Source organism: Kribbella swartbergensis, assembly GCF_054784135.1.
This window is the reverse complement of record NZ_BAAGPM010000025.1, coordinates 147,755-170,576: the sequence shown is the minus strand read 5'-3', so window position 1 is coordinate 170,576 and position 22,822 is coordinate 147,755. Positions and strand designations below refer to the sequence as shown.

The 22,822-nt window shown below is 68.3% G+C and carries 29 protein-coding genes, 1 tRNA gene and 1 other RNA gene; 12 read left to right on the top strand and 19 right to left on the bottom strand.

What is annotated here, in order from left to right; translation table 11 throughout:
• Positions 1-60: 60 nt before the first annotated feature.
• The 7 genes from ACYVOK_RS23710 to ACYVOK_RS23680 form a co-directional block, all read right to left on the bottom strand.
• Complete coding sequence (locus tag ACYVOK_RS23710; protein ID WP_460664708.1) at positions 61-552, bottom strand: hypothetical protein; 492 nt, start codon at positions 550-552, stop codon at positions 61-63.
• An 89-nt stretch (positions 553-641) separates the two neighbouring features.
• The gene (locus tag ACYVOK_RS23705) at positions 642-1,286 is read right to left on the bottom strand and encodes a DUF5063 domain-containing protein (RefSeq protein ID WP_460664707.1); all 645 of its coding nucleotides are present in this window, start codon (positions 1,284-1,286) and stop codon (positions 642-644) included.
• The gene (gene recR / locus ACYVOK_RS23700) at positions 1,279-1,878 is read right to left on the bottom strand and encodes a recombination mediator RecR (protein WP_350853180.1); all 600 of its coding nucleotides are present in this window, start codon (positions 1,876-1,878) and stop codon (positions 1,279-1,281) included. Before recR ends, ACYVOK_RS23705 begins: the two co-directional genes overlap by 8 nt.
• 1 nt (position 1,879) lies before the next feature.
• Positions 1,880-2,506 (bottom strand): YbaB/EbfC family nucleoid-associated protein, encoded by a 627-nt coding sequence (locus ACYVOK_RS23695; protein ID WP_460664706.1) that lies wholly within the window; start codon positions 2,504-2,506, stop codon positions 1,880-1,882.
• A gap of 179 nt (positions 2,507-2,685) precedes the next feature.
• Positions 2,686-3,300: a DUF2461 family protein gene (locus tag ACYVOK_RS23690; protein ID WP_460664705.1), complete on the bottom strand. Its 615-nt coding sequence runs from the start codon at positions 3,298-3,300 to the stop codon at positions 2,686-2,688.
• Between the two features lie 171 nt (positions 3,301-3,471).
• Positions 3,472-3,669: a hypothetical protein gene (locus ACYVOK_RS23685; RefSeq protein ID WP_460664704.1), complete on the bottom strand. Its 198-nt coding sequence runs from the start codon at positions 3,667-3,669 to the stop codon at positions 3,472-3,474.
• 488 nt (positions 3,670-4,157) lie between these two features.
• On the bottom strand, positions 4,158-7,112 hold the full coding sequence (locus tag ACYVOK_RS23680; protein WP_460664703.1) for a DNA polymerase III subunit gamma and tau: 2,955 nt from the start codon (positions 7,110-7,112) through the stop codon (positions 4,158-4,160).
• A gap of 161 nt (positions 7,113-7,273) precedes the next feature.
• On the opposite strand from ACYVOK_RS23680, the gene ACYVOK_RS23675 reads away from it, so the two are divergent.
• A complete protein-coding gene (locus ACYVOK_RS23675) occupies positions 7,274-8,038 on the top strand; it encodes an aminoglycoside 6-adenylyltransferase (RefSeq protein ID WP_460664702.1) in 765 nt (254 codons plus the stop codon).
• On the opposite strand, the gene ACYVOK_RS23670 is transcribed toward ACYVOK_RS23675, so the two are convergent.
• From ACYVOK_RS23670 to ACYVOK_RS23655, 4 genes are all read right to left on the bottom strand, one after another.
• Positions 8,035-8,400: a hypothetical protein gene (locus ACYVOK_RS23670; protein ID WP_460664701.1), complete on the bottom strand. Its 366-nt coding sequence runs from the start codon at positions 8,398-8,400 to the stop codon at positions 8,035-8,037. The genes ACYVOK_RS23675 and ACYVOK_RS23670 overlap by 4 nt on opposite strands.
• Positions 8,400-8,789 (bottom strand): VOC family protein, encoded by a 390-nt coding sequence (locus tag ACYVOK_RS23665; protein WP_460664700.1) that lies wholly within the window; start codon positions 8,787-8,789, stop codon positions 8,400-8,402. The genes ACYVOK_RS23670 and ACYVOK_RS23665 overlap by 1 nt, the downstream gene beginning before the upstream one ends.
• Positions 8,790-8,809: 20 nt before the next feature.
• Complete coding sequence (locus ACYVOK_RS23660) at positions 8,810-9,598, bottom strand: helix-turn-helix transcriptional regulator (protein WP_460664699.1); 789 nt, start codon at positions 9,596-9,598, stop codon at positions 8,810-8,812.
• Between the two features lie 150 nt (positions 9,599-9,748).
• The gene (locus ACYVOK_RS23655) at positions 9,749-11,374 is read right to left on the bottom strand and encodes a long-chain fatty acid--CoA ligase (RefSeq protein ID WP_460664698.1); all 1,626 of its coding nucleotides are present in this window, start codon (positions 11,372-11,374) and stop codon (positions 9,749-9,751) included.
• 156 nt (positions 11,375-11,530) lie between these two features.
• On the opposite strand from ACYVOK_RS23655, the gene ACYVOK_RS23650 reads away from it, so the two are divergent.
• Together ACYVOK_RS23650 and ACYVOK_RS23645 are read left to right on the top strand one after the other, a co-directional pair.
• Positions 11,531-12,016 (top strand): MarR family winged helix-turn-helix transcriptional regulator, encoded by a 486-nt coding sequence (locus ACYVOK_RS23650; protein ID WP_460664697.1) that lies wholly within the window; start codon positions 11,531-11,533, stop codon positions 12,014-12,016.
• Positions 12,017-12,018: 2 nt separating this feature from the next.
• Positions 12,019-12,417, top strand: a complete 399-nt coding sequence (locus ACYVOK_RS23645) for an SRPBCC family protein (RefSeq protein ID WP_460664696.1) — start codon at positions 12,019-12,021, stop codon at positions 12,415-12,417.
• Positions 12,418-12,472: 55 nt separating this feature from the next.
• Here ACYVOK_RS23645 and nadE read toward each other — a convergent pair whose 3' ends face one another.
• Positions 12,473-13,288, bottom strand: coding sequence for an ammonia-dependent NAD(+) synthetase (nadE, locus tag ACYVOK_RS23640; protein ID WP_460664695.1), 816 nt, complete (start codon positions 13,286-13,288; stop codon positions 12,473-12,475).
• Between the two features lie 54 nt (positions 13,289-13,342).
• An RNA gene (gene ffs / locus ACYVOK_RS23635) (signal recognition particle sRNA small type) lies at positions 13,343-13,439 on the bottom strand.
• Positions 13,440-13,525: 86 nt separating this feature from the next.
• Between ffs and ACYVOK_RS23630 the strand changes: the two genes are divergently transcribed.
• Genes ACYVOK_RS23630 through ACYVOK_RS23620 form a run of 3 tightly spaced genes read left to right on the top strand, consistent with a single transcriptional unit; the run spans position 13,526 to position 15,240 of the window.
• On the top strand, positions 13,526-13,999 hold the full coding sequence (locus ACYVOK_RS23630; protein ID WP_460664694.1) for a VOC family protein: 474 nt from the start codon (positions 13,526-13,528) through the stop codon (positions 13,997-13,999).
• Between the two features lie 56 nt (positions 14,000-14,055).
• On the top strand, positions 14,056-14,412 hold the full coding sequence (locus tag ACYVOK_RS23625) for a DUF3140 domain-containing protein (RefSeq protein WP_460664693.1): 357 nt from the start codon (positions 14,056-14,058) through the stop codon (positions 14,410-14,412).
• A gap of 9 nt (positions 14,413-14,421) precedes the next feature.
• A complete protein-coding gene (locus ACYVOK_RS23620) occupies positions 14,422-15,240 on the top strand; it encodes a TIGR03620 family F420-dependent LLM class oxidoreductase (protein ID WP_460664692.1) in 819 nt (272 codons plus the stop codon).
• A gap of 75 nt (positions 15,241-15,315) precedes the next feature.
• On the opposite strand, the gene ACYVOK_RS23615 is transcribed toward ACYVOK_RS23620, so the two are convergent.
• On the bottom strand, positions 15,316-15,819 hold the full coding sequence (locus tag ACYVOK_RS23615) for a GNAT family N-acetyltransferase (protein ID WP_460664691.1): 504 nt from the start codon (positions 15,817-15,819) through the stop codon (positions 15,316-15,318).
• A 76-nt stretch (positions 15,820-15,895) separates the two neighbouring features.
• On the opposite strand from ACYVOK_RS23615, the gene ACYVOK_RS23610 reads away from it, so the two are divergent.
• Both ACYVOK_RS23610 and ACYVOK_RS23605 read left to right on the top strand, forming a co-directional pair.
• A tRNA-Ser gene (locus tag ACYVOK_RS23610) sits at positions 15,896-15,983 on the top strand.
• A 211-nt stretch (positions 15,984-16,194) separates the two neighbouring features.
• A complete protein-coding gene (locus ACYVOK_RS23605; RefSeq protein ID WP_460664690.1) occupies positions 16,195-16,569 on the top strand; it encodes a VOC family protein in 375 nt (124 codons plus the stop codon).
• Here ACYVOK_RS23605 and ACYVOK_RS23600 read toward each other — a convergent pair.
• The 5 genes from ACYVOK_RS23600 to ACYVOK_RS23580 all read right to left on the bottom strand — a co-directional run bounded on the left by ACYVOK_RS23600 (position 16,536) and on the right by ACYVOK_RS23580 (position 18,959).
• On the bottom strand, positions 16,536-16,865 hold the full coding sequence (locus ACYVOK_RS23600) for a tyrosine-type recombinase/integrase (RefSeq protein WP_460664791.1): 330 nt from the start codon (positions 16,863-16,865) through the stop codon (positions 16,536-16,538). The genes ACYVOK_RS23605 and ACYVOK_RS23600 overlap by 34 nt on opposite strands.
• Complete coding sequence (locus ACYVOK_RS23595) at positions 16,862-17,437, bottom strand: site-specific integrase (protein ID WP_460664689.1); 576 nt, start codon at positions 17,435-17,437, stop codon at positions 16,862-16,864. The genes ACYVOK_RS23600 and ACYVOK_RS23595 overlap by 4 nt, the downstream gene beginning before the upstream one ends.
• Before the next feature lie 68 nt (positions 17,438-17,505).
• The gene (locus ACYVOK_RS23590) at positions 17,506-17,814 is read right to left on the bottom strand and encodes a hypothetical protein (protein ID WP_460664688.1); all 309 of its coding nucleotides are present in this window, start codon (positions 17,812-17,814) and stop codon (positions 17,506-17,508) included.
• A 15-nt stretch (positions 17,815-17,829) separates the two neighbouring features.
• Positions 17,830-18,048 carry a helix-turn-helix domain-containing protein gene (locus ACYVOK_RS23585; protein WP_460664790.1) on the bottom strand — a complete coding sequence of 73 codons (219 nt, stop codon included), beginning with the start codon at positions 18,046-18,048 and terminating at the stop codon, positions 17,830-17,832.
• 56 nt (positions 18,049-18,104) lie between these two features.
• Complete coding sequence (locus ACYVOK_RS23580; protein WP_460664687.1) at positions 18,105-18,959, bottom strand: DUF3631 domain-containing protein; 855 nt, start codon at positions 18,957-18,959, stop codon at positions 18,105-18,107.
• A 370-nt stretch (positions 18,960-19,329) separates the two neighbouring features.
• Between ACYVOK_RS23580 and ACYVOK_RS23575 the strand changes: the two genes are divergently transcribed.
• The 4 genes from ACYVOK_RS23575 (at position 19,330) to ACYVOK_RS23560 (ending at position 22,766) form a co-directional block, all read left to right on the top strand.
• On the top strand, positions 19,330-19,512 hold the full coding sequence (locus tag ACYVOK_RS23575) for a hypothetical protein (RefSeq protein WP_460664686.1): 183 nt from the start codon (positions 19,330-19,332) through the stop codon (positions 19,510-19,512).
• 378 nt (positions 19,513-19,890) lie between these two features.
• Positions 19,891-20,061, top strand: coding sequence for a response regulator (locus tag ACYVOK_RS23570; RefSeq protein ID WP_460664685.1), 171 nt, complete (start codon positions 19,891-19,893; stop codon positions 20,059-20,061).
• Positions 20,062-20,134: 73 nt separating this feature from the next.
• The gene (locus ACYVOK_RS23565; protein WP_460664684.1) at positions 20,135-20,353 is read left to right on the top strand and encodes a response regulator transcription factor; all 219 of its coding nucleotides are present in this window, start codon (positions 20,135-20,137) and stop codon (positions 20,351-20,353) included.
• A gap of 154 nt (positions 20,354-20,507) precedes the next feature.
• Positions 20,508-22,766, top strand: a complete 2,259-nt coding sequence (locus ACYVOK_RS23560; RefSeq protein WP_460664683.1) for a N,N-dimethylformamidase beta subunit family domain-containing protein — start codon at positions 20,508-20,510, stop codon at positions 22,764-22,766.
• Positions 22,767-22,822 lie beyond the last annotated feature (56 nt).

Below are 22,822 nucleotides of genomic sequence, written 5' to 3'. Positions count from 1 at the left end.
GGCCATTCAACCGGCCCTGGGAGTCATGTCTCAACCGGACAAGGTCTCGTCTCAACCGGCCTAGGTCTCGTCGAGGTAGCGGCGGCCGTAGCCCATGATCGCGGCGCGGACCTCCTTCAGCTTCTGCCCCCGCTTCTTTACCGACTGGCCGTGCGCAACCGGGAAGAGCTTGTACGCGCCGTCCCGGCGGCGCGACACCGGGACGTCGACCGGGCCCTGCAGCCAGGCCACGACCCACGGCCTGCGGAGATCCCCTTCGATGCGGATCTGGCCGACCGAGTTCCACGGCACGGTGAGCTCGCGATCGCCGCGTCGCACGGTCAGCGCGGCCTGGCTCAGCCGCAGCTCGGCGGGTCGCCTGAGGACGAGGCGCCAACGGCGTACGGCCACCACCAGGCAGACCAGGCACAGCAGGTCGACGAGCACCTCGGCGGGGAGGGTCTCCCGCTCGAACGAGAACTCGCGCGGCGCCAAGGCGAGGGCGAACAGGGTCATGATCACCGCGACAACAGCCGGGCGCGTTCGCGTCGTGGTGAACGATTGCTCTTGCACACAAGCCTCCTGACCGGGGATGGAGTCCTCAACGTAGTGGTTGAGGACCCGCTCGCGGACCGGTCAGGAGCGGGCCTGTGGATAACTCGTCAGCGGCGCTGGACAACCTCTTCGGCGACCTCGACCAACTCGCGATCGGTGGCCTCGGTCTCGGCGTCGTGGGCCGGCTCCAGCCGGTCGTGCGCGATCAGCGATTGGATCGCCCGCAGTACGGCGCTCGCCGCGGCACCCCACGTGGACACGTACGAGAACTGCCACCACCACAGGGCCTCGATGATCCGGCCCTCCTCGTAGTGGGCCAGGCCGTGCACGAGGTCGGTGGCGATCGCGGTCAGGTCGTCGGACAGCCGGTTCACGGTGATCTCGGGCGGAGCGGCGTACGGGTCGAAGACCTCGGCGTACTCGTCCAGGCCTTCGAACAGCGCGGCCAGCCGGTCACGCATCGCGTCCAGGTCCGGGTCCGGGCCGGCGTCGCTCTCGAACCGCTCCTCCGGGACGAAGTCCTCGAACGCGCCGAGCCGGCCGCCGGCGAGCAGCAACTGGCTCACCTCGAGCAGCAGGTACGGCAGCGAGGCGAGACCCTCGTCGACACCGTCCTCGTCCGGCTGCGCCGCGATGTCGCGCACCGAGATCAGGAAGCTTCGCACCTGGTCGGCGATCTGCTCGGCGAACTCGGTCAGGTCCTCGGAGTCCGTGCCCAATGCGCGTTCCGCAATATCTGTTGGTTCAGTCATCGATAGATCGTCGCCCTTCAAACGCCCGTCCGAGTGTGACCTCGTCGGCGTACTCGAGATCACCGCCTACTGGAAGTCCACTAGCCAAACGTGTGACGCGCAACCCCATGGGCCGGAGCAACCGGCTCAGGTAGGTGGCGGTCGCCTCACCCTCGAGGTTCGGATCGGTGGCGAGGATGATCTCGGTCACCTCTCCACTGGCCAGCCGCTGCATCAGTTCCTTGATCCGCAGTTCGTCCGGTCCGATCCCCTCGATCGGCGAGATCGCCCCGCCGAGCACGTGGTAGCGGCCGCGGAACTCGCGGGTCCGCTCGATCGCGACCACGTCCTTGGCCTCTTCGACCACGCAAATCAGGCTCAGGTCGCGGCGCGGGTCGCGGCAGATCCGGCACTGCGCCTCCTCCGCGACGTTGCCGCAGATCTCGCAGAACTTGACCTTCTCCTTCACCTGCACGAGCACGTGCGCGAGCCGCCGTACGTCGGTCTCGTCGGCCGCGAGCAGGTGAAACGCGATCCGCTGTGCCGACTTCGGACCGACGCCGGGCAACCGGCCGAGCTCGTCGATGAGGTCCTGAACGGCCCCCTCGTACACGTCAGCCCGGGTTCTGACCGGCCGAGCCGGCCCCACTACCCGGGTTCACAAACCCGACTCCGCCACTGCTCTCGTTCCCGGGCTTTGGCGCCGGCGAGTCACCCGGCTTGGACGCGGGCGAGTCACCCGGCTTGGACGCGGGCGAGTCACCGGGCTCGGGCGCGGGCGAGTCACCCGGCTCGGACGCGGGCGTCGTCGTACCGGGCAGGCTGAAGCCGGCCGGACCGCCGGCGCCACCGAATCCGGGGATCTCCCCGCCGCCGAGGCCTTCCAGCCCACCGGCCAGCGGGCCCATCGCGCGGGCGGCGGCCTCCTTGGCGTTCTCCGAGGCGTCCCGGACGGCGGCGACGATCAGGTCGGCCAGCGTCTCGGTGTCGTCCGGGTCGACGGCTTCCTTCTTGATGTCCAGGCTGAGCAGCTCACCGGTGCCGGACACCAGCGCGGTGACCAGCCCGCCACCGGCCGACCCCTCGATCTCCTGGCTCTCCAGGTTGGCCTGGGCCTCCATCAACTGGTTCTGCATCGCCTGAGCCTGCGCGAGCAGATTGGACATGTCGAAGCCCCCAGCACCGCCACCGTCGAACACCGCGATCTCCTCGTCGAGCCGCCACCTGCTACCGAGCCTCAACCCTAGCCGGTCCGCCGGACAACCCCACGCCCCGCCAGAAACCGACCTGTCTCCCCAGGTTATCCACAACGCTGTGGACACCTCCATCCACACCCCTGTGGACACTGTGGATACCCCCGGCCGGCCACCCACACCCCACTGTGGACACACTCCTAAGTTCGGCGTCGTACCTGTCAGGGCTAAGGCTGCTCCCAGCCGGTGGTGGCGACGTAGTCGGTGTACCAGGTCGTCAGCTCGACGAGCGGGCGGAGCGCGTCGGTGATCAGGTCGACGCTGTGGGTGTCGATCGGCTTCTCGGCGTAGACAGATCGGCGTCGGAGAAGCGCTGCACGCGGGTGGTCAGGTGAACACTCACGCGGCATCCGACGCCCGGCAGGTCCGGTCAGCTCGAAGCCGTCGCGAACAAGCCGCTCGACCAGCGCATCGAGCTCACGACCGCTGTCGTCGGCGTCGACCATCGCGCGGAACAACCGCACCTGATCGCCGGTGGGAGACGCCGAACCGCCACCGAGCACGAGGCCGTCGAGGTCGAACGTGAGCGAGATACGGATCCTGCGGGCAATCCACCACGTTGCAGAATGGCGCTGCCACGCGGCCGGATGGTCCGACAAACCGCTCAGCCAGAACCTGCCGAACTCCTCCTTCTCGTCGAGCTCGTCGCACAGTTCCTGCAGCGGTCCGCGGACCAATCGCTCCACGTCGCCCCGGTGCCTCTCCAACTGCCCGGGGCTCGGATCACCCTCGAGAGCAGCCAGCTCATCGAACGCCGCACTGCTCCAACCCCGAAAACCCATAGGGGCAATCTCCCACCGCCCACCGACAGTCCGCCCGGGGTTGCGTCAGACCGCCGTCAGTTGGCTTCCACGGTGATGATCTGCGCGCCCAGGGTTTCGCGCAGGAGGTCGGTGTGGGAGCGGGAGCCCTCCTCCTGCACCAGGTCGTCCCCCGCGATGGCGTCGGCTTCGTCAGTTGGGCTCTTCGGTGATGATCTGCGCACCCAGGGTTTCGCGCAGGAGGTCGGTGTGGGAGCGGGAGCCCTCCTCCTGCACCAGGTCGCCCTCCGCGATGGCGTCGGCTTCGTCAGTGGGCTCTTCGGTGATGATCTGCGCGCCCAGGGTTTCCCGGAGGGGGTCGGTGTGGGAGCGGGAGTCCTCCTCCAGCACCAGGTCGTCCTCGCCGATGCCGTCGGCTACGTCAGTTGGGCTCTTCGGTGATGATCTGCGCGCCCAGGGTTTAGCGCAGGAGGTCGGTGTGCGACCGGGAGCCCTCCTCCAGCACCAGGTCGTCCTCGCCGATGCCGTCGGCTTTGTCAGTTGGGCTCTTCGGTGATCTGCGCGCCCAGGGTTTGGCGCAGAAGGTCGGTGTGCGACCGGGAATCCTCCTCCAGCACCAGGTCGTCCTCGCCGATGCCGTCGGCTACGTCAGTTGGGCTCTTTGGTAATGATCTGCGCACCCAGGGCTTCGCGCAGAAGGTCAGTGTGCGACCGCGAGTCCTCCACCAGCACCAGATCGTCCTCGCCGACGCCGCCGGCTACGTCAGTTGGGTTCTTCGGTGATGATCTGCGCACCCAGGGCTTCGCGCAGAAGGTCAGTGTGCGACCGCGAGTCCTCCACCAGCACCAGGTCGTCCCCCGCGATGCCGTCGGCTACGTCAGTTGGGTTCTTCGGTGATGATCTGCGCGCCCAGGGTTTCGCGCAGAAGGTCGGTGTGCGACCGGGAGTCTTCCTCCAGCACCAGGTCGTCCTCGCCGATGGCGTCGGCTTCTTCCTCTGGGCTCAGCGGGACCTCGGGGGCCGCGGGAGCCGCGGCGGCTCTCCGAGCTTGCTCGGCAGCGACGGCGGCTTCGGCTGCGCGACGCTTGCCGGCGGCCTGCTCGGCGCGATCTCCCTCGGCCGCCGGTCGGGCTGAACGGCCAGGCCGGACTGCCGGACGCGAGGCTGGGTCGTCGTCCCAGGGGTCCGGCTCCGGGGGTACATCGTTCCTCAGGTCCGGTGGTTCCTGTACGGCGATCGCCGCGGCCGGACCGTCGGACCATTGTCCGGTCCTTCCCGAGCTGCTGCCCGGCCCGGCGCTTCCCGAGCTGCTGCCCGGCCCTGCGCTTTCCGAGCTGCTGCCCGGCCCGTCGAAGCTGTTCGCGGGGTTGCCCGGGTCAGATCCCGCACGACCGGAACTGCCCGGTGAGACGCCGTCGCCGCCCGAACCGCCCGCGGCCTGGCTGCCTGACCGATCCGACGCTCCCTGCGGGCCGCCTCCTGCAACTCCGCCCGCGCCTCCTGCAACTCCGCCTACGCCACCTGCACCGCCACCGGCCGCACCCGCAGCGCCGCCCGGTGCGGTGGGACCGCTGTGCGGGCCGCCGGAGCGCTGGCTGCCACCAGCGCCGGCTCCGGGGTCGGTGGAGGGGTCGACGACTGCTTCGATGCGGCGGTTGAGGCCGATGGTGTCGATCATGGCTTGGCGGAGGATCTCGTCGCTGCCGGATCGCGCGAAGCTCTCGCGGGCGCCGGCGTTCACCAGGCCGAGCGTCAGGGTCTGGTCGTCGATGGCGATGACCTGCGCGTTCTGGCTCAGCATGATCCACGCGAACCGGCGCTTCGCCTTCACCGCCTCGAGTACCTCAGGCCACAACCGCCGAATGTCCGCCAACCCCACGGACCCCGCCGACGGAGCCGCGGCCGCCCCCGATCCGCCTGCGCCGGCATCGGATCCAGCTGATTGCGCCGCAGCCGGCGTCGATGAACCAGACGGCTGAGCACCAGACGACGGGCCGGCCGCAGAGCCCGGCATCCCCGAACCGGCAGCCGCCGAGCCAGACGCCACCGGGCCGGCACCTCCTGGGCCGGCACCCCCTGGGCCGACACCCCCTGGGCCGACACCCCCTGGGCCGACACCCCCTGGGCCGACACCTTCTGCGCCGACACCCTCTGGGCCGACACCTCCTGGGCCGACACCTTCTGCGCCGGCACCTCCTGGGCCGGCACCTTCTGGGACGGCCGATGTAGCCGAGTGCGTCGTACCGGTCGACTCGTCTGCCCATGCGCCGGTGCGCCCCGCCGTACCAGCGGCTGCCCCATCGGCACCGCGACCGGCGCCACCTGAACCCGCCCCACCGCGAGTCGGCCTTCCGGACGTCGCAGCTGCAGGACCCGCCACACCGCCAGTCGGCTGTCCGGACGTCGCACCCGCAGGACCCGCCACACCGCGAGTCGGCTGTTCGGACGTCGCACTCGCAGGACCCGCCCCACCTGCGCCGGTGGGTGCCGTACCGGCAGCTGTGGCAGCGGCGGGCGCATCACCGCCTGCTGTCGGAGTCCCGCCGCCTGCACCCGCGGCGGCGCGGGCTGCGGCTCGGCTTGTGGCGGCGGCAGGGTTCGGGCCGGCCGCGGGGGCAGCTGCGTAACCGGTCGACTGTTCCGCGTCCGCCGTACCGGGGACTGCGATGGCTAGGCGGCGTTCCAGCCGGTCGAGGCGGGCCTGGATGCCGTTGGTCGAGTCGTCGGCGCCCGGGAGCAGGACCTTGGCGCAGATGAGCTCCAGCTGCAGCCGCGGCGCCGTAGCCCCACGCATCTCCAGCAGACCGGCCGCGACGATGTCGGCGGCGCGGGTGAGTTCGGCGGAGCCGATCCCGGCGGCCTGGGTCTGGAGGCGTTCGCCCTGGTCTTCGGCGGCCTCGATCAGGCCAGAGACGACGGCGTTCGGTACGGCGGACAGGACGACCAGATCGCGCAGTCGCCGGAGCAGATCCTCGGCGAACCGCTTCGGGTCCTGCCCGGTCTCGATCACCTTCTCGATCGTCTCGAACACGGCCTTGCTGTCGTGCGCCGCGAACCCGTCCACACACGCGTCGAGCAGCGAGTCCGGCGTGAAGCCGAGCAGCGCGACGGCCAGCTCGTACGTGACGCCGTCCGGCCCTGCGCCGCCGATCAGCTGGTCGAGCACACTCAGCGAGTCACGGACCGAACCGGCACCGGCCCGCACCACCAGCGGCAACGCGGCCGGCTCGATCGCGACACCCTCGGACTCGCAGAGCGAGGCCATGTAGTCGCCGAGCACCTTCGGCGGGACCAGGCGGAACGGGTAGTGGTGGGTCCGGGACCGGATCGTCCCGATCACCTTGTCGGGCTCGGTGGTGGCAAAGATGAACTTCAGGTGCGGCGGCGGCTCCTCGACCAGCTTCAGCAGGGCGTTGAAGCCCTGCGTGGTCACCATGTGCGCCTCGTCGATGATGTAGATCTTGTAGCGGCTCTCCACCGGCGCGAAGAACGCCCGCTCGCGCAGGTCACGCGCGTCGTCGACACCACCGTGCGAGGCGGCGTCGATCTCGATCACGTCGATGCTGCCGGGGCCGCCACGGGCCAGGTCGGTGCAGGACTTGCACACCCCGCACGGCTCGGCGATCGGGCCCTTCTCGCAGTTGATCGCGCGGGCCAGGATCCGGGCGCTGGTGGTCTTGCCGCAGCCGCGTGGGCCGGAGAACAGGTAGGCGTGGTTGACCCGGTTGTTGCTCAACGCGTTCCGGAGCGGCGCGGTGACATGGTCCTGCCCGATCACCTCGGCGAACGTCTCCGGGCGATACCGGCGGTACAACGCAAGGGGTGCTTCCACGCCCGCAACCCTAGCGCCGCCCGCCGACAAATCCTCCCCACGCCCGGATATCCACAATCCCACCCACCACCGGGACCTTCCACCCCCGATGGATCAGTACTGTGGCGCGGGTGGTGGGTGGTGACGAGAGGCAGCGAGAGGCTATTGGGCGGGCGCGGCGCGTGCTGCCCGAAGATGAGCGGATCCTGGGTGTCTACCTGGTGGGTAGTTACGGGAGCGGGCAGGCGGACAGGTTCAGCGATGTCGACGTGCACTGTGTCGTCGCCGACGACGCGGTGGACTGGTTCGACGAGAACTGGGCGGACGTACTGCGGAAGATCACCGGACCGACCGTGCTCGCCGATCGGATTCCCGGGATCACGGGTGGTCTCGGTATCACGCCTGACTGGCTGCACGTCGACCTCGTCATCCACGCGCTCAGTTCGTTCGACCGATTCCAGTACGACGGCGTCCGCGTACTGTTCGACCGCGACGGCACCCTCTTCCCGGACGGCGACCAACCTCCGACGGGCGGCCGGCCCGGCACGCCGTACTGGCCGGAACAGGCCGTCAAGCTCTTCTTTTACTTCCTCGGCAACCTGGTCACCGTCCTCGGCCGCGACGAGCGCATCGTCGCCAACCAGGGCATCGGAGCCGTCCGCGACCAGCTCATCGCGCTGATGCTCGCCGAGCGCGGAGTACGCCGTACTGGCGGAGCGAAACGGCTCAACGCCCTACTCTCGGACGAACAACGCGCCACCCTCGAAGCCATTCCCGCCGCCGGCTCCGACCCCACCGACATCATCGCCGCGAACCGCTACATCGTGCGCGAGTTCATCCGCCGCGGCACCGCCTTGGCCGAGCAGACCGGCCAGCCCTGGCCACAAGCCTTCGTGGACGCCACCCTCACCCACCTCCACCGACACCTCAACGTCGACTTCACCTAGGCCCCGTGGCGCGCGAAGTCGACGGCCTCAGCGAGGAGTGTGCGCCACAGCTTCCGGTCGACCGTGGGAATCGATACCCACTCGCGGAAGACCTTGCCGGCGGGGGCGAACGGGTCGCCGGTGCCGGTCTCGATGAGCTCGGTGACGCGCTCACCGGATAGCTTCACGACCAAGGCACCGGCCTTCTCGTCGTACGACGCGACGAACCGCCCGGCAAGCCGCACGCACGGATAGCCCATCATGGTGGCGCGGCCGATGGCGGGGTCGTAGAGCAGGTCGTCGGTCAACTCGTCGAACAGGTCGCCGGCGGCGTCCCCGCCGGAATGCTCCGACGGGGACGGGCCCTGCGTGTATTTCGCCATCAGGCTTTCGGCGGGGTGAAGACGCCGAACTGGTTGCCTGCCGGGTCACGGAGGTAGGCGAAGGTCGGGCCGCCGGGGCCAGGATCGAGATGCTTGCTGACGACCGAGCCGCCAAGCTGCTCCGCGTCGGCGCAGGTCGCCTCGACGTCGGCGACCAGGATGTAGAACACGGCGTGGTTCGGCATCTGCCCGCCGGTTCCGAAGATGCCTCCCATCGGACCGTCGGCGCCGGAGGCCTTGATGTTGCGGTAGTCCATGCCGCCGGCCGCCGCGGGGCCGTCGGCGTCGAAGGTCCAGTCGAAGAGGCTGCCGTAGAACTTCTGGGCGCCGTCGGGGTCGCTGGTCGCGACCTCGAACCAGGCCAGGGTGCCAGGAGCGGGGGTGGTCATGGGATCTCCTTCTGCTCGGATCACCCGCCGCAGCGACGGGCTGAATTCACCGTCTCGCGTCCTCGCGACAGCCCTATGTCGGTGTTTGGCAGAAGACCTTCCGGACGCAACGCCGACGCCGGCAGCTTCGTCTCGTAGCCGTCGACGATCGGCTCCGGCGCGACGCGTGGCGGGCGGGGCGGGGACGGCGTTCGCTCGGCTGCCGTGATCCGGTCCATGCGGAACACCCGGTCCTCTTCCCTGAGGTGACACCAGGCGGTGAGGTAGGACCCGTTGGGCCCGACCACCACATGCTGCGGCTCGATCTCCCTGGTGGTTTCGACGCCGCCGACGTCGATGTAGTGGATGCGCAGCATGTGGTTGTCTCGCACCGCCCGCCAGATGGTCTCGGTGATCTCGGCGTCGGGGTCAGGCACCAACTGGACCAGGAGCCGCACCTTCTCTGCCGTGCTGCGCGCCTCTTCCAGGGCTCGCTCCGGCATCGCGGCCACGATCTTCTGCAGCGCACTGCGGGCATCCCGCTTGAACAAGACGTGCTCGCTGCGGCTCAACGCCACTGCGACGGCGGCCGCCTCGCGTGGTGTGAAGTTCAACGGCGGCAGGCTCATCGACCGGTCGAGCGTATAGCCGCCCCCTCGTCCTTGCTTGGTGGCCAGCGGTACGCCGGCTTGCCCGAGGGCGCTCAGGTCGCGTTCGATCGTTCGGACGCTGACCTCGAAGTGCGCGGCCAGTTGCGGAGCCGTGCGTCCGCGCGGTCCCGCCGCACGCAACTCCTCGACCAGGGCGTAGAGGCGGTCGATGCGGTTCATGATCGGAGCGTAAACGGGAGCATGGACATTCCCGGCTGTCGCTTTCAGCAGGCACTGTCGAGCCTCCTCGCTCGCTCACACTCCCCTGACCCATGACGCATCTCCTGAGCTCGGCGCCGGCTCGCGAGCCGTGAACGTCGGCGACCCCGGCTACTCCAGGTGGTAGTCGGCGAAGCGGGTCCGCAGGTCCTTCTTCGAGAACTTGCCGACTGACGTCTTCGGAACCTCGTCGATGAACTCGACGGCGTCCGGGAGCCACCACTTCGCCACCCGCGGACGCAGGTACTCCAGGATCTCTTCACCTGTTGCCGTTGCGCCTTCCTGCAGGACGACGCAGGCCAGCGGGCGCTCGTCCCACTTCGGGTGCGGTACGCCAATCACTGCCGCTTCCTTGACCGCGGGGTGGGCCATCAGCAGGTTCTCCAGCTCGACGGAGCTGATCCACTCGCCACCGGACTTCACCAGGTCCTTCGTCCGGTCGACCAGCCGCACCGAGCCGAACTGGTCGATCGCCGCCACGTCTCCGGTCTTCATCCAGCCGTCTTCCGTGCTCAACTGGACGCCTTCGTCGGGCCGGTAGTACTCGGCGGCGATCCACGGCCCGCGGACCTGCAACTCACCGGTCGCCTCGTCGTCCCACGGGAGCGGCGTGATCGTCCCAGGCTCGACGATCCGCACCTCGACACCCGGCAACGGCTGCCCCTGCCGAGCCCGGAGCCGTGCCTTCTTGTCTTCGGGAAGGTCCTCGTACCGGGCCGGCACATGGGCCGCAGTCGCCACCGGGCTGGTCTCCGTCATCCCCCACGCCTGCAGGATCGGCCGGCCGAGCTTCTCGCGGAACGCCTCCGACAACGCCATCGGTACGGCGGAACCGCCACAAGGAACCCGCCGCAGCTTGGGCAGCTCGACCCCGTCCAGCAACGGCAGCAGACCCTGCCAGATCGTCGGAACCCCGGCGGCCAGCGTGACCTCCTGCTCCTGCAGCAGCTTGAGAATCCCCTGCGGAGACATGTCCGGCCCGGGAAACACCAGACTCGCCCCGGCCATCGGAGCCGCATGCGCCAGACCCCACGCGTTGGCATGGAACATCGGCACCACCGGCATGACCGTGTCGGTCTCGGTGATCCCGAGCCCCGCGTTGGTCAGGACACCGATCGAATGCAGCCAGGTGGACCGGTGCGAATACACGACGCCCTTCGGATTGCCCGTCGTACCGCTCGTGTAGCACATCGCGGCCGCCTGGTTCTCGTCGTCGACGCGGAAGTCGACCGGCTCGGCCGCGCCCAGCAACTCCTCGTAGTCGTGGAACCGTGGATCGTCCGGCACCTCGACCCCTTCCGCGCCGGCCGGAAGGTCGTCCATCACCACGACGTGCCTGAGCAGCGGCAACCGATCGAGCAGCGGCAGGAAGAGCCCGAGCAGCGATCGGTCGACGAAGACCACCTCGTCCTCGGCATGGTTCGCGATGTACACGACCTGATCGGGGAAGAGTCTGATGTTGAGGGTGTGCAGGACCCGGCCGGTGCAGGGCGCGCCGAAGTACAGCTCGAGGTGACGGCCCGAGTTCCACGCGAAGGTCGCGACCCGGCCGTCCGCGCTGATCCCGAGCGCGTCCAGCACGCCGCCGAGTCGTCTTGTCCGCAGGGCCCACTCGGCGTACGTCAGCTTCGACGGCGCAGGACCGCCGGTGTAGACGGTCTTGTCCGGGTAGAACTGCTCAGCCCGGCGAAAGATGGTGTCCAGGGACAGCTGGTAGTTCTGCATCAGACCCTTCATGCGAACACTCTGCCAGCCGCGATATGCCCTTGACCATGACCTCAACCGGACTTTTCCACGCACTCTTCCGCACTCGCGACCACCACGCCCCGACAGTTAGCGCCACAAGCAGGACAGGTAAATGTCATGACACACATGTCGTGTAATGTGATGGTCGTGAAGAGGGTCGAGGAGCTGCGTTATCTCGTGCTGGCGATCCAGCGCGAAGGCAACCGGCTGCTCGCCGCGGAACTGCGCCCGCTCGGCATCACGCCTTCACAGGCCGAGGTACTGCGGGTGCTGCGCGAGCACGGACCCTTGACCCTCAATGCGCTCGGCGGACTGCTGGTGTGCGAAACCGGGAACAGCCCGAGCCGCCTTGTCGATCGCCTCGTCGCACAGGGTCTGGTCAAACGAGGCATCGACAAGGCCGACCGGCGTTACCTCGCACTGAGTCTGACCCCGCAGGGCCGCGCCCTGCACCGGCGCGTCGTCACCGCGGAGAACAGAGTGCACCGGACCATCGAGAACCTCGTCGCTGGCCAGCCCCTCGACGAGACCATTGCGACGCTGCGCGCCGTCGCCGACGCCTTCCCCGCCGGAGCCGCCCTGGCCCGCCGGCGCGGCCCCGAGTACGACCACGCCCTCGCCCAGGAGAGATAGTCATGGAGCAAGCCACCGACACCATCCCTGCCAGCCCGGCGGCGATCCGTCATGTCCTCCTGGACGCGCTGGCCCTACCAGAGTGGAACGAGGCGTTCCTGCGCATCGACGGCCCGGGCGACCCCAGCACCGAGGACCGCTATGCGCTCCGCGTCCGCGCCGGCCTCACCGGCGAGCTGCGGTACGCGGTGATCGAGCCGGACCGCATCGAGATCGTCTGGCAGGTGCCCGGGTTCCGCGAGGTCGGCACCTGGACGATCGCAGCGGACAGCCAGGTCACGCACACGTTCGAGCAGACCGGCCCGCTGGCCACCGTGCTGCGGCCCGCCTATCGCAACATCGCCACCATCCGCCTGGCCCGCCTCGCCAACCGGGTCCGCCAGCTCGCCCACACTGCCTGACCGAGGTACGACGGCGACTCCGCAGCCGATCGCGGCCCACCGTCGTACCAGCTGATCAGACCGCCAGTGGCACCGTGCGCTTGTGGGCAGTACGGCGGTGTGTCGCGATGATCGTGGCCGCTGCCTTCTCGCTCACCTCGCGACCCTCGAGGAAGTCGTCGATCTCGTCGTACGTGACCCCGAGCACGACCTCGTCGGGCACACCGGGGTTGTTGGTCTCCAGGTCAGCCGTCGGCACCTTGCCAGTGAGCACGTCTGACGCACCGAGCCGCGAGCCGATGGCGCGGACGCGCCGCTTGGTCAGCCCCGACAGCGGCGTCAGGTCACAGGCCCCGTCGCCGTACTTGGTGAAGAAGCCCATCACCGCCTCGGCCGCGTGGTCCGTGCCGACGACGAGACCGCCGCGCGCGCCGGCGACGACGTACTGCGCGATCATCCGCTGCCGCGCCTTGATGTTGCCGACGTGGAAGTCCTCCCGGTCGCCGAGCCCGGCGTGCCGGACCGACTCGACCATCGCGTCCGTGGCCGGCTTGATGTCGACCACCAGCGTCTCGTCCGGCCGGATGAACTCGAGCGACCGCTGCGCGTCCTCCTCGTCGGCCTGGACGCCGTACGGGAGCCGCATCGCGATGAACGTCGCCTGACCGCCCTCGGCCCGGACCCGCTCGACGGCGAGCTGGCAGAGGCGTCCCGCCGTAGCGGAGTCGACGCCGCCGCTGATACCCAGCACGTACGCCGTCGCCCCGGTCCGCCGGAGCTGGTCGGCCAGGAACTCGACTCGCCGCTCGATCTCGGTGTCGGCGTCGAAGGACGCGGTCACGCCGAGCTCGGCGATGATCAGTTCCTGCAGGTAGCGGCGTTCGTCGCTCATCGGGCTCCCTCACGATCCAGGGGTTCGGTTGCACCAGCCTAGACAGGGCCCGGACATGAGGATTCCCCGCGCACCCGGAAGAGCTCACTTACCCTTGCTGCCTTCCGGCCCTGGGGGGTTTGGGCGAGATACCGCCGCACGGGGAACCGTCGACAAGTGTACGGGATCCCGGCGCCAGACCAGGAATCGGCCCTCCCGGCCCCTATCGTCGGAACAGTAACGACGAGGGGGTCGGGGATGGGCCTGGGGTTGACGCGGATCCGGCAGGTGAAGCTGCCGGTCGGTGATCTGGAGCGCAGCACGAGGTGGTACCGCCAGGCACTCGGCCTGGACCTGGCGGCCGAGTTCTACAAGGACGGCGTACTGCGGGGGGTCGCGCTGGCGGATCCCGGGACCGGGTTCGTCATCGCGTTGCGGGAGCGGACCGCGATCCCCGGCGAACCGTCGGTGGAAGGCCTGGACGTCTTCGCCCTGGAGGTGGAGTCGGCCGACGCCCTGCACGCACTGGTCGCCCGGTGGGACGAGCAGGGCGTGGAACACACCGAGATCCTGGACAGCGGGCCGTACGGACTCGCGCTCGACGTACTGGATCCCGACGGCGTCCGGGTGCGGTTCCTGTGCGGCAATCCGATCGGTCAGGGTGGATTCCACGGCGTTGATTTCACCGCGTCCGGTCCCCTCACGTACGACGCCCCGCGCTCCGGTTTCTGAGCTGTTTTCGTGCTGGCTCGTCGGGTACACGCTGTGGGAGCGCTAGGAGGTATCTGATGGCCGAGACCCGTGTCAGCGACGAACTGTGGAACGAGTTCCACCAGCTGGTGAACATGACGTCGCGGGAGCTCGAGGAGTGGCTGCGGACCGACTCCGCCGGTGAGAACACCGAGCCGACCCCTGACGAGACCGGCCACGAGCTCGGTGAGCACGTGGTCCGTATCCTCGGCAAGCGCCGCTCCGACCTGACCGACGCGGATCTTGCCGCCATGGAGACGGTGGTACGGCGGGTCCGGAGCCAACGCGGTGAGGAACCGGAACCCACCGCCGGCGACGCGCCCTGGCGGCATCAGCTGATGTCCATCGGCCACGATCCGCTGAAACCGCTGAACGAGCGGACCGTGGGCACCTAAGCTGGTTGGGTGACGAATCACCAATTCGGCCCGTTCGGGATCACCACGGGTCTTGACAGTAGCCCCGACTCACTCGCCGCCGCGGTCGCGGCCGAGGAGCTCGGATATCCCGCGATCTGGTTGTCCGGCGGCCCGCTGCCCGGGCTGAGGACCATCGTCGACCTGGTCGAGGCGACCGAATCGATCAGGTTCGTCAGTGGCATTCTCTCTGTCGATCAATACAGCGCCTCGGACGTCGGTGCGACGTACGCGAAGCTCGAAGGCGCCGCGCCGGGACGGTTCACCGTCGGTCTCGGCGGTGCGCACGGACCGAAGCCGATCGCCACCCTCAACGCCTTCCTCGACCAACTGGACGACGTACCCGTCGAACGTCGTGTGCTCGCCGCGCTCGGCCCGCGGATGCTCGGGCTGGCCCGGGACCGGGCGTCAGGTGCGTACCCGTTCCTGATCAGCCCGGCGTACTCCGCCGAGGCGCGGAAGGTGCTCGGGCCGGACAAGCTGCTCGCGGTGAGCCACCTGGTCGTCGTGGAGGCCGACGCGGAGCGGGCGCGGAGGATCGCCCGGGACACGATCAGCTTCTTCCCGCGGGTTCCCGGGTACGCCGCCTCGCTGAAGCGGCAGGGGTTCAGCGAGAAGGACCAGGCGGAGCTGCCGGATCACATGGTGGACGCGCTGGCCGCGTGGGGTACGCCGGCGGACATCAAGGCGAAACTGAGTGAGCACCTCGACGCCGGCGCCGACCACGTCGCGATCAACGTGATCACCGGGGTGACCGGTCCGCAGCCGATCGAGCAGTGGCGGGCGCTGGCCGGCACACTGCTCGGCTAGGGACGGTTGCCGCAAGCAATCACCCGGCGCGTGGGGCCGGTACCCATCTGGTGCCGACGACCCGGCGGCCCTCGGTCAGAGCTGCTTCTCGTAGAGGCGCGCGGTCGACTCCAGCTTGTCGTACCGGTACGGCCGCTCCTCGCCGGTCGGCTCGAACCCTTGCCGCAGCCAGAACCCGGTGGCCACGTGCGCATTCGTGTCCACGATCGCCAGGCGGAGGGTCGTGACCTCCTTCCACGACGTTTCGACGTACCGCTCGATGAGTTGGTACGTCGCTGTGCCGAGACCGGCGCCTTGGTGGTTCCAGTGGACTTCGAGCAGGCCGATGAACGCGGTGTGGTCGTTCGGGTACCCGCGGAGGAGGTCGGCGACGGCGACCAGGCGGTCGTCCCGGAACGCGCCGAGCACGAGCTTCGCCTCCTCGGCCAAGTGCTCCGGCCGGCCCATCAGCAGACTCTGCGCATCCGACGCCCCGGGTGGGTACCCGGTGACCCGCTCGGTGTAGCCGGGATCCGACTCGATCAACTCCTGCAGGGCCTCCACGTCCTGAGGCTCGATCGGCCGCAGTACCAAACTCATACCGCCGACCCTAGACGAGCCACGTCCACGCCCCCGATTTCAGGTTCCCGAGCCGTCTCGCGTATCCTCTCCGCTTGGAGGATTCGCCTAGAGGCCTAGGGCGCACGCTTGGAAAGCGTGTTGGGGGCAACCCCTCACGAGTTCGAATCTCGTATCCTCCGCCACTCCCCCGGAGTCAAGAAACCGCAGGTCAGAGCGTGGTTTCGGGCTCACGGAGGACGAACACGAGCCGGGGCGGCTCCCATGTCTGGGAGCCGCCCCGCAGTGGTCTGGTCTCAGTTTTGGTCTCAGTTGTTCCTAGGTTCTGTTTGACGGTCGAGCCCTCAGCCACGTCTCCGTCTACCGCTTGCCCTCCTGAGCGCGAGACTGTTCACCATGGCCAATGACCAACTGTTCACCCGCCTGGCACCCGTCCTGAACGTCTCCGATCTTTCCGCCGAGCGCGCCTTCTACGAGAAGCTCGGTTTGCCGGTGATTTACGAGGGCGAGGAGCATCCCGACTTCATAGCCTTCGGGACGGACACGATCCACTTCGGCATCCAGCAGGCGACCGCCGAGAACGACCCACCGAGCGTCCTCACCTGGCAAATCGCCGTTTCCGACGTCGACGTGGCGGCTGAGAGGTGCCGGGCGGTAGGTCTGGAGTTCGAGCTCGAACACAACAACCCAGCCCCCGGCTGGACCTACCGCCGTCTCCTCCTCCATACCCCCAGCGGCTACCGCCTGGCCCTCGAAGGTGAATCCGAGTAGGTGTCCGGGACCCGAGCGCCTGCCATGCCGTCGTCTGGTGACTCATCTCCCGGTGCCCAGAGCAGCCCTCCGAGCCGCTTGGCGATGTCCCGCCGAATCGGGTCGGTCATGTGCTGGTAGCGAGCAGCCATCGCCGTGGACGACCAGCCCATCACTCCCATCGCGGCTCGCTCAGGGACGCCCAGAGCCAGCAGCATCGTCGCGGCGGTGTGGCGGGCGTCGTGTAGTCGCGATTCCCTGACGCCAGCTCGCCGTAGAAGCGCCTTCCATTCGTGGTGGTCGGTGTTGGGGTTCAGCGGCTCCCCGGTCGCCCGGCGAACACCCAGTCACCATCGGTCCAGAGCTGACGTGCCCGGCGTCGTTCCGCTTCCTGTGCGGCTTTGTGGTCTCGGAGCAAGGCCACGAGCCGGTCAGGCAGACCGATGACGCGTTTGCCGGCGCGACTCTTGGTCTCACCGATCAGCGGATTGACTCGGGCCTTCTGCGGGCAGAAGCCGGGTGTACGTCCGCATTTCCCGCCGCATCCGTGGTCGTAGATTGGACGGAGAGCCGTCCAATTCACTCGCAGTTGTTTAGCGTCGAGATCGACGTCCGACCAACGGAGCGCCAGCGCTTCACCTTGCCTCAGGCCCAGCGACAGCGCTACAGCCCACCGCGCACTGTTCCTGTGCTTTTCAGCCTCAGTCATGATTCGCTGGGCGTCCTCGACGGAGTACGGCTCGATTTCCTCATCGGTCAGGCGTGGTCCTTTGGCGATCTTGGCGACGTTCCTTTTCACGTGTCCGCGTCGCAAGGCCTCACCGAGGGCGACTCTTGCCGTGCGGTGAACCTGGTGAGCGGTTGCGGGCTTGCTGCCGCTTTTGATCATGCGTTGGTAGAAGGCTTCCAGGTGCTCGGGTTCGAGCTTGTGCAGTTTGTGCGCTCCCAGCCCAGGGATCAGGTGTTTGTCACTGCCACTCGGTAAGCGGAATAGCTCGTCTGGCGGAGGTGCGGGCGGGCGATATTTTCCAGCCAATGGTCAAGCCAGGTTCCGAACGTCCAGTTGCTGCCCGCCTTCGTGACTGTGCCTTCGTCGCGTTCCTTTTCCAGCTCTCTGACCCGCTTGACTACCTCAGTCTTGCTCTTGCGGTTGATGTGTCGCCGGTCCGGCGTGCCGTCGTCTTTGACACCCACAGTCACCCGGCCGTGCCACCGGCCATCTGCGGTCTGGTAGATGCTGGATCGACCGTTGGGGTTTCTCTTCATTGGGGCAGTTCCTCCTCAGGCGGCGGTCGCAGTGCGGTTCTGGGAACGAAGGCGAGCGACGTACTCGTCCAGGCATTCGGCGGGGATGCGCCGTAGACGACCGAGCGGAACTGACTCGATCTCGCCCGACTTAACGAGGGCGTAGAGACTCGTCCGCCCGATGCCGAGTCGCTGGGCAGCCTGCTCGACAGTGAGCAGTAGCGGGGCAACTGAGACGCCTTCTGAAGTAGACATTCGGTGTGAACTCCCTTGCTCAGTGATGCGCTCTGCGGACGTTTCAGAGGTGTCGGTCATGCGCTCTCGCAGTTGCGGTGCGTGTGGCTGCCGTCGTCGTCCGACATGGGTTGTCGGCAACGGATGCAGGTGGCTTGTGTGGGTGGTTGGGGGTGATCCGTCCCATCCGTCCCAACCGTCCCTGCCCAGGTCAGAGCGGGGACGGATGGATCGTTGGGACGGTTCGATCCGTCCCAGGGGACCGATCCGTCCCCGGCGTGACCTGCGATGGGACGGTTGGGACGGTTCGCGACGGTTGGTTGGCTAGAGCCGTTTTCGGCCGGATCGGGGCAGTACCTGGCCCAGGCGTCAGCGAAGTCGTCTCGGGTGTAGCCCTTGGACTGTGTGCCGTCTTCCCAGCGGTGGTTTTCGGGGTGATGTCGAACTCGCGCAGCAACGTGGCCAGTCGCCGGACTGTTAGTCCACCGGGGGCGGGCATCTCCTGCCAGGGGCGATTCTTCGTCGGCGCGTAGGCGTTGTGCGAGGACGGTTGAGGGCAGCGCGGCCGCCGCACCGAACGCGGTCCGGCAGTCGATCAGCAGCCGCACGGACTGGGAAACCTCGGTGGAGTCCTGTAGCTCGGCCAGCAGCGTCAACGGGGCCTCACGCGCTGCCTGGGGCCAGCGGCCACCGGCCAGGTCGGCAAGGGCGATCAGCGGTTCCCAGGTGTCGGCCGCTCGGTCTTCCAGCGGCATCGACGGGGCGGCGTTGGTCAGCTCGTCCAGGTGCGCGGTGATCCAGGCGTGCAGCCGGTCGCGCAGGTCGGCCAGCACCGGCCCGTCACGACGGACTCGGTACGGCTGGACGATCTCACCGGCCGCGCGGCGACGCATGCGGATCACCGCAGCCCGGTCCTCGATCGTGTCCGGCATGGTCCCAATCGTGTCCGCCGGGAAGCTGGCGCCCGATGCAGCTCGGACCATGCTGCAGGGAGTGGGCATCTTTCCGGTTCGAGACAGGTGAGGCCGATGCGGCCGACAGCAGCTCTGGCGCAGAGCTGCAGGAGTGAATGGGCACATACGATGCGCCTGGTCTCAGTTCTGTTCTCATTCGTGACCGTTCACGATCGTTCAGGCCCGTACACCTCGACACGATTCACTCGTGGCCGGACAGGCAGGAAGCCTGCTGAACCCCGTTCCAAGGAATTGGAAAGCGTGTTGGGGGCAACCCCTCACGAGTTCGAATCTCGTATCCTCCGCCACTCCTCCGGAACGTAGGTCAGGGCGGGTCCTCGGAGGGCAGATGAGAGCCCGGGCGTCCTGGTGGCGGATTGCCGGCGACCTGGGCCTCGGCCACACCGGTGAGGTCGGCGACGCCGGCGTACACCCGGAACGGGAACTTGCGGTCGAACGCGGAGCTGGGGAAGACCGGGTTGCCCGTCCGCAGGGCTGGTCGTCGTACGCCGCCTTGTTCCTCCCGATGTAGCGGGAGGGTCCTCTGACCAGCTGGATCCGCACGTACGACGGCCAGACCTTGCGCTTTGTGGTGATGGCGCCGACCTACCCGGCCCGGTTCCTGACGGTGACCGCGGCGAATTCGGCCTCACCGTTGTCGTCACCAATCTCGATCTCGGTACGCCGGGGATCTTCGTCAGGCGCCTCGCCGGCATCCGTACTTCGGACGTGAACACCTTCGAGAAGATCGTCGACGGCGCCCGGACAATCCCCCAACCGAGCTGCAACTGCTGGAATCGACCGACGTCCACCAAGGTGCGAAGTAGATGCCGGCCCGGTCTCCGGGTCTCCATCCATGCAGTAGGTGCGGGTGCCCCGGGCCAGAGCGACCACCGTACCCAGCATCAGAGTGAGCAGTACGACGGTCGCCAGCCCGATCGCGACGACGAATCCCCGACTGCGGGTGCTGATGCTGACGACCTTCGACCTGGATCGCTACATGTACGCCGCTCTGGCAGCCGGAGCGAGCGGGTTCCTGCTGAAGGACGTGACGCCGGACCTCGCGGCCGCGGTGCGGTGATCGACACCGGTGACGCGTTGCTCGCTCCGTCCATCACCCCGCGTCTAGTCGAACTCTCCCGGTCGGTGATCACGTGCCGGTCCAACCCGCCGTACAGCGGGATCTCGCCGTCCTGACGCCGCGCGAGTTCGAGGTGCTCACATTGATGGGGCACGGGCTGCCCAACGCCGAGCTCGGCGGGGAACTGACGCTCAGCGAGGCGACGGTGAAGTTCCACGGCGCCCGGACCTTCGCGGAGCTGTCGCTGCGGGACCGGCCGAGGCGGTCGCCCTGGCCTGTGAAACGGGCCTGATTTCGGCCGGAGATCGCACGGGTGGCACCTGACTGACTACGCAGGGTTGCGGTCTAGGCTGGTTTGATCACTGATTGGCAACTTTTTCACCGGAATCGCGGTTCGGTCCGTACTCTCTCCCGGGATACTCAATCGACGACCTGGGGGGAATTCCATGGTCCGGAAGCTGCTGGTTGCGGCTGCCGTTCTCGCCGTCACCGCGGCGTCCGTTCTGTTCATCACGCGATCCGCCGACGCGGCGGGTGCCAACGTGACGATCACCGCCACCGCTGCCTCGAACGGCACGACGACCTTGACGTACCGGGCGACGGTGCTGCGCGCCGGGACGGTGCGCGACATCGTCTTCTCGATCCCGTCGGGCTCGACGGGCCGGATCACCTCGGTCAACGGCACGGTGAGCACGGTGTCGCCCGGCGTGCTGCGGTGGCGGCCGGCCAGGACCGTGACCGTTGCCGTGGGCGCCCGTTTCGCCATCCCGCTGTACGGGCTGCGGCTGCCCGCCGGCGGGCCGTGGACGCTGAGCTTCAAGGCGACCGGGACGGCCGGGCAGGTCCTGACCTCCGGGACCGGAACGCTGCAGCCGCTGAAAACCTACACGGCCGGCGTGCGCATCACCGCGACCAACCCGATTCCCGGTCAGACGACCTCGCTCACCTACGCGGCCACTGTGACCCGGGCCGGCGTGCTGTCCGCCGTACGGATGAAGCTGCCGACCGGCGCCCGCGGCGCTGTCACGACGGTGAACGGCACCCTGACGACGTCGAGCGGCTACGCCACCTGGGTGCCCAAGGCACCGATCAGCGTGGCTGCCGGCGCCCGGCTGGGTATTCCGATCCACGGACTCGTGCTGTCCAAGTACGGCGGCGTCATGACGCTGGACGTGTTGGCGCGGACCTCCACCGGTGTCGTGCTGAGCTCCGGCACCGGAGACATCGCGTTCATCGCACCGCCGGCCGCGATGCCGGCCATCGCGACCTCGGGGTTCGCGGCCATCCCCGCCGGATGCCCGTCGACCTGGCCGTCGACGACCGCGGAGAACGCCAAGCCGGGCACCGGCAACTGGGTCATCCCGACGTCGATGAACGGACCGCTGGCGGCGTACCTGACCAAGGTGTCGGCGTCGTGTGGCGACACCGTGAGCCTCAAGGTCACGTCGGGCAACCCGGTCAGTGTGGTCGCTTACCGGATGGGCTACTACCAGGGCCTCGGCGCCCGCGAGGTCTGGCGGCAGGACGGCGTACCGACCGTCGTCCAGGACGCACCGGTCACCGGCGGTACCGCCGACGGCAAGGACCTGCGGATGACGTCCGCGGCGCACTGGACGAAGACGCTGGACATCGCGGTGGACAAGGACTGGATTCCGGGCACCTACCTGATCAAGGTGAGCGACGGGCAGTACGCGTCGTACGCGCCGCTGACGGTCCGGGACGACACCGGGACCAAGCACGATCTGCTGATCCAGCAGGCGACCACGACCTGGCAGGCCTACAACAGCTACGGCGGCGTGGGCTTCTACTCCGGACTCAACACCGGCTCGGGCCGGCTGACGTTCGATCGCCCGTACAACGAGGGCCAGGGATCGGGCCAGTTCCTCTCACTCGAGCAGGGGCTGGTGTTCTGGGCCGAGTCCAAGGGCCTCGACGTCACGTACTGGACCAACAACGACCTCGACGAGTTCGGCGGCCAGCTGGCGGCCCGGGCCGGCACCGTCTTCCTGCCCGGACACGACGAGTACTACTCGTTGCGGATGCGCGCCGCGCTGAGTCAGGCGATCAACCGTGGCGTGAACGTCGCCAATCTCGGCGCCAACACGGCGTACCGGCTGATCACGTTCACCGACGACAGCCGGCGGGCCTGGGACATCGACCGCTACACCGACGGGTACAACTCGACGACCTGGCGCTACCTCGGTGATGCCTATGCCTCGCAGCCGCTGCTCGGGGCGGAGTACGTCTGCCCGGTGCTGGGGAACACCTTGACCACGGGCACGAGCTGGATGTTCCAGGGCATCGCCCCCGGCACCACCGTCCCCGGGTTCATCGCGGGCGAGATCGACTACGTCTGGCCCGGGCTGTACAAGCACCCGGGGCTGACCACGGTCGCCAGCGGTACCGGGAACTGCCGCTCCAACGGCCGGGCCGTGCCGATGCACACCACGGCGTACACCGCACCTTCCGGCGCCCGGGTCCTCAACGGGTCGACCTTCGCCTACGGCTGCTTCCTGGTCGGCCGCTGCCCGTCCAACTGGACGGTGCCGGCACCCAGTGCCGCGTCGCAGCGCGCCGTCGGGACGATGGTGGCGAACATCGCCGAATGGGTCAGCAACGGTACGATCCAGGTTCCGTCCGACACCACGGTGGCGCAGGTCCGGGTCGCCGTACCGAAGTACAAGCTGCAGACCGAGCAGCCCTAGCCATTGCCCTGGACAACGGGTCCGAACTACCGTTCCCAGTCCTGCCTGCAAGGGAC